Below are 12,692 nucleotides of genomic sequence, written 5' to 3' on the forward strand. Positions count from 1 at the left end.
TCATGAATAATTTGTAAATTCTTAACAGCATCCAAACCATCTAGTGGAGCAATTAAAGCTTTCCACAAAGCCCAACCTCGTGCTCTTGCCCAAGTATCATCATCTAATGCTAGCTGTTCTTTAAAAATTTCTCTTGCTTCATTTTGTAGAAAAGTCCAAATTATTACCAAATCACAAGCAGGATCACCAATACCCATACCTCCAAAATCGCTTACTGCATTAAGCTTACCATTTTTTATAATAATATTACCACTTGCAAAATCACCATGAATCCATACAGGTTTTTTATTCCACTGAGACTGTAATGCTTTTTCCCAAACAGATAGAACTTTATCTGCATCAACCAAATCTTTTAAATTTTTAATTGCTATTTTTGTCTCAAGGTCATAAACTGCAAGATCACCTTCACGCCAAAAGTTATGAGTACCTGGAACAGGTCCATCAATTATATCAATCTTATGCAATTCATTTAGAAATTTTGCTAGATCAGAAGCAATTAGAGATAAATTTAAGCTACTAGTATCAAAGCTATTTGCACTTTTTTCCTTCAATCCATTTATATATTGACCAATTCCAAGGATAATTTTTTGAAGGTTTACCTAAAGCTCAAGGCTTAGGGATATGAAATGACAAGTTAGGCGCTAATATTGGTAACCATTTGTGTTCTTTTGAAACCGCACCTACATATTTTGCTGCACTTGGTCATCTAATTAACATTTCATCGCCTAAATGAAAGGTTCTATTATCATAACCACTAAATTCAACCGGTTTGATAGGTAAATGAAACCATTTAGGAGATTGTTCTGTAATAAGCTCTTTTGCTAAAAACTCTGTGATTTCTACATTCATAACTTTGCTTTTTGTTTATGATTTGTGTTCATATTAGGTGATAAATAATTGATTCTAAATTTTCTTTAAGAACTGCATCCTCTAGTAAAATACTACATTTCCAAACGCTTAGCCTTTAAATCCAATTCTTTTAAATCAAATTTTATATCGATTATTGCTCCCTCTGCTTCTCTGTTTGCTATATCTAGAATGCCGCAATGTTCTTCGACTATTCTTTTAACTATAGCAAGCCCTACTCCCATACCTTTACTGCTGGTCGTAACATAGCTTTCGGTAGCTTTGCCTATTAGCTCAGGCGGGAATCCTTTACCGTTATCCGTTACAATAACGCTAATAAAATCATCTTTAACATCTATAGTAACTTCTATTTTCCCTGATTCTCGTCCTTCTATTGACTCTTCTGCGTTTTTCAATAAATTGATCATAACTTGATTTATTTGGGTAGCATCACACATAAAATCAAATTGTTCTACGTTAGACTCAAATTTATACAAAATATGATCATTAAGTAATTTACGTGCTTCAACAATATGTTTAACTAAATAAACTAATTCACTCTTCGTAAATTTAGGAGCAGGAAGACGTGCAAAAAGAACAAATTCGGATACTATATTTTTAATATCGTTAGTATGGCGAATAATCATTTTTAAATAATTTTCAAATTCTACCCTTTCCTTAATTTCAGGGCTAAATTTCTTCAGCAATCTTTCAGAAGCAAGTAAAATAGGAGTTAACGGATTCTTGATTTCATGGGCTACTTTTTTTGCAACATCCGACCAAGCCATAGCCCTCTGTGCTATAACTAAATCACGCTGCTGGCGAGAAAGCTGCTTAATCATTCTATTAAATGCCACATAAAGCGTGCCTATTTCGTCTTTATCTACTTCATTTTCAGGCACTTGTACCGTTAAATCACCGTCTTTAACGTTATCGGTTGCAGTAACTAATTTTTTAATAGGTTTTACTATTTTAGCAGTAAATATAACCCCGAAACTTATAGCTACAAAAAGAAGTAATAAGGCAATAAAGATAAACATTATAGAGAACTTAATCTGTATATTATCTATTTCATTTTTAAGGCTATTATACTCGGCAGCTGCTCCGTTAGTTGCATCTACATGGTCGATAATTTTATTATCTACTAATCTACCAACTAATAAATACACATCATTATACTCTTTTAATTTAATCAGCATTCTTATTTTGGTTGGATCGGATTTTACTTCCACCAGTTCACCTAAATCCGCTTTTTTTATTAAATGTGCAGGGATAGTTGCAAATGATAATGAAAAACTTAAATAACTATTAGCTACTATAGTATTAGTAGATTTGTTTAAAACTATAGCCTCATCAAGCGAACGCATCTCTGCTTCAGTATTAAGTGTTTTAGTAAATAAAGCGGGATTGTGAATTAAATCGTAATACATATCGCTTAAATCTTCAGCAACGGCTAAAGCCGTTTCTTTTAGCTGTAATTTATGTTCGGCAATATACGATTCTGCAACTATCACGGATTGATCAAGAACCGTAGAAATCTTCTTATCAAACCAAGCTTGAACACTAAGATTAAAAAAATAAACAGAAAATACCGAAACAATTATAGTTGGAATAGCTGCAACTAAACTAAAGGCAATTACAATACGATTTTGTAATTTAGAACTATCGTTATTATTATTTTTAGTAAAAAATTTTTGAGTTAGTACAACACCTAAAATTAAAAAAATTGCTAAATCAACTAATAAAAATCCAATAATCGTACTAAAATTCTTTGATTCTAAAGATATCACATAAAAAGTAGCACAAGCAAAAATAATAGCTGCTGTTGCTAAAGTAAAAATTAGTACTCTACTAGAAAAATAAGAATGTAAATTTTGTTTAAGATAACTAAGCATAGATACTGTTTATATGACTATAACAGTTCTTTATAACATAAAAAAAAAGCTAATTGAAAATATTTCAAGTTTTAAGTGTTTTATTGTCATTTCTGCAAAAGCGGGGTGTTGTTGCATTGATTGTTTTTATGTCATTTTCCCACGGAAGCGGGAATCCAGTCAAACATATAAAAACTTGTTTTTTTATTATATTTATTTCATCAAATACATAAAATTTTGTATGGCTATTTTTTGGATTCCTGCTTGCGCAGGAATGACATCTTGAACGTTCGTACAACACATGGTCAAGCAACTAGATGACAATAAAAAAAGCTAGAAATATTAATATTTCTAGCTTTATATTTAGTATGAAAATTGTTTGAAATTTTATTCATCAAACATTTTTTTACGAGCAAATTTTCTCTGTCTTCTTGCTGCTTCTTGTACTTTACGAACACGCTTCGCTGAAGGTGTTTCATAATAACGCTGTTCTTTCATCTTACGAAAATAAAGCTCTCTTTGTAGCTTTTTCTTAAAATTCTTAAGCGTATTATCACAATTACCGGCGTGAACATTTACTAGTATCACTAAAATTACTCTCCTTAAAAGATATTGTGGTTTATTGAACTATACCCTATAATTCAGTTATATGTCAAGGTTAGAAATATGAGCATTCAAGAAGAACACCATATCAAAAAAATAAGCTTCGTGCAATCTTTATTAGAATTATTACCATTTAATGAATGGAATAATAAACTACTCGAAGAAGCAGAAGAAAAATGCGGTTTCGCAAAAGGCTATAGCTTAATAGTTTTTCCAGAAGGTTTATCCGAAATAGTAGGATTCTTGGAAGAGTATTTAGATAATATTATGCTAGAAAGCTTAAAGATAATAGTAGAACCATCAAAAATAAGAGAAAAAATATCTTTGGCCGTAAAGACTAGGGTCAAAACCGTACTTCCTATTATTCATAGTAAGAATGCCGCTTATTTTGCATTAAACCCAATACAAGGAACTGAAGTTGCATTCCGTAGTTGTGATGCTATTTGGCGTTATGCCGGTGATAAATCTCTTGATTTTAACTATTATACCAAAAGAAGCTTATTGCTCTCGGTTTATGTTTCATCTATTCTTTTTTATATCCAAGACGAATCGGAAAATTATATTGAAACCGATAAATTGATTGAGACTGCCGTAGAAAATATAGAAAAAACTTTCTCACAGATGAAAAAATTACTCGCCCCTTCAAAGATCCCCATAGTTAGAATGTTTACGTAGATATGCTTAATTGGTAATATTAACTCCATATCAAATATAAAAATGCTATTGAAACTTATAAATAAAGTTAATAATGAATTACATTTAATCACTTGTCATAAGACTGTAAAAGAAGCTCAAGCATTGTTTAAACAACATGGTTCTAAATCAGAATCATTTGTTGATGAATTTTTAAAACAGAAATATCAAAAAGCGAATAAAGAAAATTCTAAATTTTAACTTGTAACCCAATAATGTCTTCTCATAACAATAATTCTTGATTCTTCTTCCTTGATGGCTTTACTTGCGGAAGAAAAAGGACAGGAAAAAATTATCCGATATATACAGCAGACAAAGCTTGAGCTAGCTTACAATTAAGTTGCAATATTGTTTTGATTTGCTAATTCACATAATATGAAAACTCAATTTAAAAAAGCATGTTCTAATAAAGAACATGATAGAACATTAGTTAATAATCAAGTTATCCCTATAAGTTATTTTGGTGAAAATTCAAAAACACTAAAGATACTTTTCTCTGAAGATTTTAGATCTTCAAGAGAAGATAAATGATGACAAATATTATTCTTATAAAACAGAAAAGAAATATGTAAAGAATTTAATATTTAAAATCTGTGATTTGCTAGCTCTTATGAAAACTATTAATTTAGAGCAAAAACAAAAGCTCCTACTAAATTTAAGTAATAAAGTAGAAAGTGATGCTAAAGCACAGGGCCTTAGCGATTTAACAAAATATACTAGAGTTGAAGTAATGTTTAAATATTTAAATGAAGAGTGGCAGTATTTAGGATACGAAGCACAAATATTATCCGGCTTATGAAGCTGAAACGATAGCTAGTAACTAATAGTGAAATGAATTGAGTTAGACAAAATTTCTATATCATCTTTTAATCTGTAATACACCTTATTACTTTCTTAAATACCTTAAAAATTCTTGTATTATGACCGCTCTTGCATATAATAAAGATATTTTTAAAAATAATTTCTAAAATAATGACAAATACTAAATATTATCCTGAAGTTAACTCGAATGCTGATTTTGCAGGCTTAGAGCGAGAGATACTAAAATTTTGGCAAGACAATAATATATTCCAAAAATCTATTGATGATAGGAACGGAGAGTTAGAATTTATTTTTTATGACGGCCCGCCTTTTGCAAACGGTTTGCCGCATTACGGTCATTTGCTTACCGGCTTTATTAAAGACGTATATGCTAGATACCAAACCATAAAAGGTAAGAAAGTCGAGCGTCGCTTTGGTTGGGACTGTCACGGTCTTCCTGCTGAAATGCAATCAGAGAAAGAACTTGGCATTTCAGGACGTCTTGCAATAGCTAATTTTGGTATAGAGAAGTTTAATGCACATTGCAGAGCTTCGGTAATGAAATATGCTAATGATTGGGAAGAATATGTAACTCGTCAAGCAAGATGGGTGAATTTTAAAAATTCTTATAAAACGATGGATAAGAATTTTATGGAATCCGTACTTTGGGCATTTAAGGAGTTATATAATAAGGGGTTATTGTATGAATCTATGCGGGTAATGCCTTATTCTTGGGCATGCGAAACACCGCTTTCTAATTTTGAAACAAGACTTGATAATTCTTATCGTGAGCGAGCCGATAAAGCTGTAACGGTGAGTTTTGTACTATCTCATCCCGTGGCTACGACCACAGGATCTTTTAAAGAATACCGTATACTCGCTTGGACAACAACACCTTGGACATTACCGTCAAATTTAGCCTTAGCAGTCGGTAGTGATATAGATTATGCATTAGTCCCTAAAAATGATGTTTGTTATATAATAGCTGCCTATTCCGTCTCTAAATATGCTAAAGAATTAGGACTTAGCGGTGAAGAAAATTTTGAGATAATTAAAGGCTCAGCACTTCAAGGATTGAACTATAAATCTTTATTCGACTATTTCGAGAATCATCCAAACAGCTTCAAGATATTTGCAGGCGACTTCGTGGTTGAGGGTGACGGCACGGGAGTCGTACATATGGCTCCAGGTTTTGGCGAAGATGACCAAATACTTTGTGAATCGAAAGGTATTGAGCTTGTTTGTCCTGTTGATAATAGCGGTAAATTCACTAAAGAAATTCCTGATTTAGAAGGCTTACAAGTATTTGATGCAAATGACAAAATAATAATCAAACTGAAAGAGCAAGGAAATTGGCTAAAAACCGAGCAGTATATTCATAATTATCCTCATTGCTGGCGAACAGATACGCCTCTTATATATAAGGCTGTTCCGTCATGGTACGTAAAGGTTACGCAATTTAAAGATAGAATGGTAGAGTTAAATCAGCAAATTAACTGGATACCTTTCCATGTTAAAGATAATTTATTTGGTAAGTGGCTTGAAAATGCCCGTGATTGGTCGATAAGCCGTAATAGATTCTGGGGAACGCCGCTGCCTGTATGGAAGTCCGATGATCCAAAATATCCACGCATAGACGTTTACGGTTCTATAGAGGAATTAGAGAAAGATTTTGGTGTTAAAGTTACTGATTTACATCGTCCGTTTATCGATGAACTGACAAGACCAAATCCCGACGATCCAACCGGTAAATCAACAATGCGTAGAATAGAAGACGTGTTTGATTGCTGGTTTGAAAGCGGTTCAATGCCCTATGGGCAAGCCCATTACCCTTTTGAAAATAAAGAGTGGTTTGAGGATCATTTTCCGGCTGATTTTATAGTTGAGTATTCAGCTCAAACACGCGGATGGTTTTATACTTTAATGGTGCTATCTACCGCTTTATTTGATCGCCCACCGTTTTTAAATTGTATATGCCACGGCATCATTTTAGACTCTACAGGTCAAAAACTTTCAAAGCGTCTTAATAACTACGCCGATCCGCTGGAGCTATTTGATAAATACGGCTCTGACGCTTTAAGAGTTACGATGTTATCTTCAAACGTTGTTAAAGGTCAGGAGCTATTAATTGATAAAGACGGCAAAATGGTATTTGATACGCTTCGTCTATTTATCAAACCTATATGGAATGCTTACCATTTCTTTACGATGTATGCTAATACCGATTCGCTTAAAGGCAAGCTTAATTTTAGCTCTAAAAACGTACTTGATGTTTATATATTATCTAAGCTTAAAATAGCCGTACAAAAAATTGAAGAGAGCTTAGATAATTTCGATACGCAAACAGCTTATCATGCAGTTTCAGAATTTTTTGAAGTTTTGAATAACTGGTATATAAGACGAAGCCGAGCTAGATTTTGGAAAAGCGAAAAAGATACAGATAAGCAAAATGCTTATAATACTCTATATTCATGTTTAGACACCATGGCTATTGCGATGTCGGCACTAGTGCCTATGATTTCGGAAGCGATATATAAGGGATTACATCATTGTGAGGAGCGTAACGACACGGCACTCTCAGGAAAATCAAACGTCATTGTGAGGAAAGACACAAGTCTTGACAAAGCAATTTCAGGAGTATCTCATAAGATTGCCACGGCACTTTCAGTGCCTTGCAATGACGCGATTAGCGTACATCTCTGCAACTACCCTACTCTCTCAGACTTTGAAATAAATCACGAGCTGGTTGCTACTATGGATAACGTGCTTGATATTTGCAGTAATAGCCTATTTATCCGAAGCACTGAAAATATCAGGGTAAGGCAACCACTTGCTAGCATAGCTATTATCAGTAAACATAATAACAACCTCAAAGATTTTGAAGATTTAATTAAAGATGAAATTAATGTTAAGGCAGTAATTTATCGTGACGATCTAGAGAATTACGCAAGCAAAAAACTATCGATTAATTTCCCAATGCTTGGTAAACGTTTGCCGCATAAAATGAAAGAGATTATAGCCGCTTCTAAAAAAGGTGAGTGGGAAGCTATCGCAGGCGGTTTAGCTATATGCGGTGAAACCTTAAATAGTGACGAATATAAGCTAGTTTTAGAGCCGTATTCACATATCAAAGGAGCAGCAAGTTTTGAGAATAATAGTAGCTTGTTAATACTTGATTTAGAGCTAACACCTGAGTTAATAGAAGAAGGATACGCAAGAGACATTGTACGCTTTATACAACAGGCTCGAAAAGATGCCGATTTCTCTATCACTGACAGGATTTTAATTGAGATAATAAGCGAGTTTAATTTATCTAAGATAATTGATAATTATGGAGACTTTATTAAAGAACAAACTTTAGGCGAGTTTGCTAAAAATTTCACGCCTGATTATGTAAGTAAAGTAGAATTAGAGAACCATCAAATACAACTTAAAGTTAAGAAATCGTAAATTATTTTACTATCAATTAAGATGTTGATAATTTACTTAGATTAATCTATAGTACGCACGCTATAAATTAATTTAAGGTAAATTATCATGCACAACTCCTCCACAGCTCCAGGGGGTTCTCAAATTAAAAGAACTACTAAGCCGGAAACTACTAAAACAGACAATGTAATAACTCTAGGGTATTTAAAACAATATTTTGATGCGTTTCATCCTAAAGACGGGACAGCATTAAATATTATAGCTAGCTTAGATGATCCGAATTTAAATAAAATAAATCTCATGGAAGACCTTATATCGCAAGGTGTAAAATAAATACAAAGCACTAGACTTTGCACTTAAAAACAATAATGCACAAGCTGAATATTTACTTAATCATCTTACGTTTGAACCTAATCCCAGTCTAATACAAGCAATACACAATAAAAGTTTAATTTTAGTAAAGTATTTTGTAGAAGAAAAAGGAGTGAATGTAAATTTTAGTCATTATGGTTCTAATACACTAAATATTACTGCCGGTTTGGAAGAACCTTACAAAATAGACATTACATGTGATCTTTTAATAAAAGGAGCAACTTATTTAAATACAACCTTAGAAGAAGCAGCACAAGGTGATCAAAATGTAAATGATCTTCATAAGCAAATCTTTTTTAAAGCAATAAACGAAAATAAGCTTGAAGTAATTAAAAAATTTGTTGAAATATACGGTTTTGATGTTAATACTGAATATCGTTTAACACACCATTAAGTACCGCAAATTTAAAAAATAGAAAAGAAATTGCAAAGTATCTTTTATCTAAAAATGCTAATTTAGATGTAGCTCTAGAAGTAGCAATAATATACGGTAATTTAAATGCGGTAAAAACATTATTAGATGCAAACGATTAACGGCAATACAGATGTATCACCTTTAATGCTTGCATCAGAGTATGGACAGGTCACAATAGTAAAATATTTACTTAAACACGGTAACTATAATGTTAAAGGATGGGAAAAAGATAACTTACATAGCGATGTATCGTGTCAACTCACTCAAATCACTGAGATTTCTACATTGTGTGAAAAAGCTAATAATCCTAACCACCAATACATATTAGAGACGATATGAAAAACACGTATATCATCACATTATGACGGATATAAGAATTTATCATCAGAACAAATAAAGCAAAAATTTTCTAAATTCAAAAAACAACTATCTAAAGATTTACAAAATTTCGCAGAAATTAAAGCACTGTTAGAAGATTATTCTAGCGGGAAGAAAATTCCAATAAATACAAATACTGTAGTAGAAGACGAGGGCTATGTTTCTGATTTTAAGGTTGAAACTGAAAAACCTAACATAGGCTCTAGGTTAGAACATACTCCTTCTAAATCAGGTATATTTCGCACTTTTGCCCTTGAGAGACTTGATGAAGAAACGTCTTTAGGCGGTGATATAAAAATATTTGATTCTGAGCTTTAATAATGTCATTCCTACGATAAGATTGCTTCATTGCCTGCTCTTATGTCATTCCTGCATAGACGTTGTTGCGTGGACCAGTTTCCTAATTGTTACCCTGTGGCTTGTCCATGGGGTCTAGTTAAAAATACTAATATTATTATAACTATATTGCTTAATCAAAACTTACAATTTGCCTCACAATGACGACAAAACCTCTTACACACTTATTAGATACATATATATTACCACAAAACATGAGAATCATATTTCATGGTAATATATACTTTTTTATAAAAAAATCTAATTAAAATACGGAGGAACCATGGCTCATCCAAATCTTACGGAAGGAAATAATTATTTTAGGCATGAGAAATTATAAAGAAGCTATAGACATGTATAGTAAAATACACAAAAGCTCTAATTATTATCAAGAAGCACAATATTATTTAGGAGAGTGTTACCTTAATCAAGAAGAATTTACAGAAGCTGTAGAGGCATATAATAAGGTAAACAAAAATCATTATCTATTTGAAAAAGCTAGCTCAAATATTTCAGTTATTGAGCAAAATTTTGACTTAATTAATTCTAAATAAATGAATATAGTAAACTGATCTCCATTTTGTACTTCGTTGTTCGTTGTCTTGCCTATTAATATATAGGCTCTACCCTTACGCTTGTCATAAAATGGAGCTGAGTTTACTATAGTAGCGAATTATAAGCAAAAGACAATATATTAGGTTCTGTGAAGGAAAATTAAATTAATCTATTTTTGCTCTTCTTTGCTGCAAATTATAAGATTGTTTTGAAATAGGAACAACTATTACTGCAAACATCTTATTAATTTGTGCTAAAAAATATCTGAAAATATAAATAATGGAATTATCCTTTACAGAGTCTAATATATCAAGCAAATTCTAATAATACCTGCCCTCTTATAACATTATCCTTTTCATTAACAAAAATTTTAGCTATTTTTCCATCTCTTTCGGCAAGAATCAGGTTTTCCATTTTCATAGCAGTTAAAATCATAATTTCTTGTCCTGCCGTCACTTCCTGCCCTTCTTTCACCTTTATCGCAGCAATCTGACCGCTTAGAGGAGCTTGTAGTTCGGAGCTTTCTTCCACCACTACTTTTGAGACCATCAACGCTTCAAGTTCTGAGATACGAGGAGAGCGTACAAAGGCTTTTACGCTAATACCGGCATGCGATAATAAATAACCGGTCCTGATATTCTCAATTTTCACATTTGTCTTTTTACCGTTAATTATAGCCGTAAAAAGTTCATTACCTAAATTCCAGTTACTACGAATATATATTCTATCGCTTTCGTGACGTATATTATAGCCGTTTTCAACAGGTGTAATTAATACAGGAAATAGCTTATCATCGATAGTTACTACCCACCTTGTACCTATTTTGTTAGCCTGATTGTTAATATTGCCGGAAATTAAAGAAGCACGTCTTTGCTCCGATATATAAATAAAAATAGCCGTTGCTAAAAATACGGTAGTTACTTCTGAAGTTAGACTAGCTCCGGAAAAACCGTCAGGATATTCTTCTTGAATAAAGGCAGTAGAAATATCGCCGCTAACAAAGCGTGGATGTAGCATTACCGCTTCTAAGAAACTGATATTATGAGCAATACCGTTAATTATATAAGAACTCAAAGCAGAATGCATTAGCTCAATTGCCTGCTCTCTTGTTTCACCGTAAGTACATAATTTTGCAATCATTGAGTCATAAAACATACTTACTTCGCCGCCAAGTCCAATCCCTGTATCTATACGGATATTAGGACTCTTTGCAGGTTCGGAATAAGCTATAATTCTACCGCTAGAAGGTAAGAAACCTCGGCTTGGGTTTTCGGCACAAATTCGTGATTCAAATGCCCAACCTTTTAATTTTACGTCATCTTGTGTAAATGATAATTTCTCGCCGGCTGCGATTTGTATCATCTCTTTAACGATATCTATACCGGTAATTAGCTCAGTAACAGGATGCTCGACTTGCAACCTAGTATTCATCTCTAAAAAATAGAAATTTTTATTGCTATCTACTATAAACTCAACGGTACCGGCCGAATAATATCCCACTTTTTGAGATAAGGATATTACCTGCCGATACATTTCTTGCCTTATATCTTCAGTAATAAAAGAACTTGGTGCTTCTTCGATTACTTTTTGATGGTGACGCTGTATTGAACATTCCCGCTCTCCGAGACATACAATATTGCCGTATTGATCAGCAATTAGCTGAATTTCGATATGACGGGGAGTTTGAATTAACTTCTCAATAAATAATCTATCGTCACTAAAACTATTGGCTGCTTCAAGCTTTGCCGACTCAAAAGCATTGGCCATTTCAGCGGGATTATTCACTACTCTCATACCACGTCCACCGCCGCCGGCAGTCGCTTTTACTATTACCGGAAAACCAATCTCTTTAGCAATATCTATAGCTTGTTTAACATCGTTTATAGTGCCCATATAACCTGGCACGGTGCTAACTCCGGCTTCTATCGCTATCTTTTTTGCTTCAATTTTATCGCCCATTTTTTTAATAGTTCCGGCACTCGGTCCTATTAAAACAACACCTTCTCTTTTAAGAATATTAGCAAAATTTGGATTTTCTGATAAAAAACCGTAACCTGGATGTACTGCACTTGCGCCACTTTCACGAATCGCCGAAATAATATTTTTAATAGATAAATAACTTTCCGTTGCAGGGGAATCACCTATATAATAAGCCTCATCTGCATGCTGCACATACATTGAGTTTGTATCTGCTTCAGAATATACTGCAACCGACTTTATCCCCATCTTTTTTAAGGTACGTATTATCCTAACGGCGATCTCGCTACGATTAGCAATTAAAATTTTATCAAATAATGGTTTATTCATAGTTTTTTATATCCTAATGTCACCCCGTGGCTTGACCACGGGGTCTTGTGTCACAGGCTGTATTCTGAGATCCCATGGTCACG

At 33.1% G+C, this 12,692-nt stretch carries 16 protein-coding genes (1 of these 16 cut by a window edge); 10 read left to right on the plus strand and 6 right to left on the minus strand.

Annotated features, from left to right (window positions below; genetic code table 11):
* From RAF_RS04805 to rpsU, 4 genes are all read right to left on the minus strand, one after another.
* A protein-coding gene (locus RAF_RS04805) for a phosphotransferase (RefSeq protein ID WP_041471913.1) crosses the window boundary here: on the minus strand, nt 1-551 show its 5' portion. The gene continues 28 nt to the left of window position 1, outside the view; the window shows 551 of its 579 coding nt (coding positions 1-551); its start codon is at nt 549-551; its stop codon lies off the left edge, out of view.
* Nucleotides 552-702: 151 nt separating this feature from the next.
* Nucleotides 703-849, minus strand: a complete 147-nt coding sequence (locus RAF_RS09465) for a hypothetical protein (protein ID WP_014410918.1) — start codon at nt 847-849, stop codon at nt 703-705.
* Between the two features lie 92 nt (nt 850-941).
* A complete protein-coding gene (locus RAF_RS04815; protein ID WP_010977545.1) occupies nt 942-2,741 on the minus strand; it encodes a sensor histidine kinase NtrY-like in 1,800 nt (599 codons plus the stop codon).
* 366 nt (nt 2,742-3,107) lie between these two features.
* Nucleotides 3,108-3,308, minus strand: coding sequence for a 30S ribosomal protein S21 (gene rpsU / locus RAF_RS04820; RefSeq protein ID WP_004997902.1), 201 nt, complete (start codon nt 3,306-3,308; stop codon nt 3,108-3,110).
* Between the two features lie 78 nt (nt 3,309-3,386).
* Here rpsU and RAF_RS04825 point away from each other — a divergent pair, with 78 nt between their 5' ends.
* The 10 genes from RAF_RS04825 to RAF_RS04860 all read left to right on the plus strand — a co-directional run bounded on the left by RAF_RS04825 (nt 3,387) and on the right by RAF_RS04860 (nt 10,301).
* Nucleotides 3,387-3,998 (plus strand): COQ9 family protein, encoded by a 612-nt coding sequence (locus RAF_RS04825; protein ID WP_041471914.1) that lies wholly within the window; start codon nt 3,387-3,389, stop codon nt 3,996-3,998.
* 42 nt (nt 3,999-4,040) lie between these two features.
* On the plus strand, nt 4,041-4,217 hold the full coding sequence (locus RAF_RS09470; protein WP_014410921.1) for a hypothetical protein: 177 nt from the start codon (nt 4,041-4,043) through the stop codon (nt 4,215-4,217).
* Nucleotides 4,218-4,391: 174 nt separating this feature from the next.
* Entirely contained in the window at nt 4,392-4,547 is a 156-nt protein-coding gene (locus tag RAF_RS09475) for a hypothetical protein (protein WP_200858169.1), read from the plus strand.
* Between the two features lie 79 nt (nt 4,548-4,626).
* Nucleotides 4,627-4,815 (plus strand): hypothetical protein, encoded by a 189-nt coding sequence (locus RAF_RS04835; RefSeq protein ID WP_014410922.1) that lies wholly within the window; start codon nt 4,627-4,629, stop codon nt 4,813-4,815.
* A gap of 173 nt (nt 4,816-4,988) precedes the next feature.
* Complete coding sequence (gene ileS, locus RAF_RS04840; protein WP_012719895.1) at nt 4,989-8,267, plus strand: isoleucine--tRNA ligase; 3,279 nt, start codon at nt 4,989-4,991, stop codon at nt 8,265-8,267.
* An 87-nt stretch (nt 8,268-8,354) separates the two neighbouring features.
* Nucleotides 8,355-8,579, plus strand: coding sequence for a hypothetical protein (locus RAF_RS04845; RefSeq protein ID WP_041471915.1), 225 nt, complete (start codon nt 8,355-8,357; stop codon nt 8,577-8,579).
* A gap of 151 nt (nt 8,580-8,730) precedes the next feature.
* Nucleotides 8,731-9,012 carry a hypothetical protein gene (locus RAF_RS08830; RefSeq protein ID WP_012719896.1) on the plus strand — a complete coding sequence of 94 codons (282 nt, stop codon included), beginning with the start codon at nt 8,731-8,733 and terminating at the stop codon, nt 9,010-9,012.
* A complete protein-coding gene (locus tag RAF_RS08835) occupies nt 8,991-9,152 on the plus strand; it encodes an ankyrin repeat domain-containing protein (RefSeq protein ID WP_146709550.1) in 162 nt (53 codons plus the stop codon). The genes RAF_RS08830 and RAF_RS08835 overlap by 22 nt, the downstream gene beginning before the upstream one ends.
* A 25-nt stretch (nt 9,153-9,177) precedes the next feature.
* Nucleotides 9,178-9,372, plus strand: coding sequence for a hypothetical protein (locus tag RAF_RS04855; RefSeq protein WP_012151109.1), 195 nt, complete (start codon nt 9,178-9,180; stop codon nt 9,370-9,372).
* Between the two features lie 701 nt (nt 9,373-10,073).
* Nucleotides 10,074-10,301, plus strand: coding sequence for a tetratricopeptide repeat protein (locus RAF_RS04860; RefSeq protein WP_012719897.1), 228 nt, complete (start codon nt 10,074-10,076; stop codon nt 10,299-10,301).
* A gap of 165 nt (nt 10,302-10,466) precedes the next feature.
* Here RAF_RS04860 and RAF_RS09480 read toward each other — a convergent pair whose 3' ends face one another.
* Together RAF_RS09480 and RAF_RS04865 are read right to left on the minus strand one after the other, a co-directional pair.
* Nucleotides 10,467-10,619: a hypothetical protein gene (locus RAF_RS09480; protein ID WP_010977554.1), complete on the minus strand. Its 153-nt coding sequence runs from the start codon at nt 10,617-10,619 to the stop codon at nt 10,467-10,469.
* Entirely contained in the window at nt 10,612-12,609 is a 1,998-nt protein-coding gene (locus RAF_RS04865; protein WP_012719898.1) for an acetyl/propionyl/methylcrotonyl-CoA carboxylase subunit alpha, read from the minus strand. Before RAF_RS04865 ends, RAF_RS09480 begins: the two co-directional genes overlap by 8 nt.
* Nucleotides 12,610-12,692: the final 83 nt, after the last annotated feature.

It is taken from the genome of Rickettsia africae ESF-5 (assembly GCF_000023005.1).
Lineage (GTDB): Bacteria > Pseudomonadota > Alphaproteobacteria > Rickettsiales > Rickettsiaceae > Rickettsia > Rickettsia rickettsii.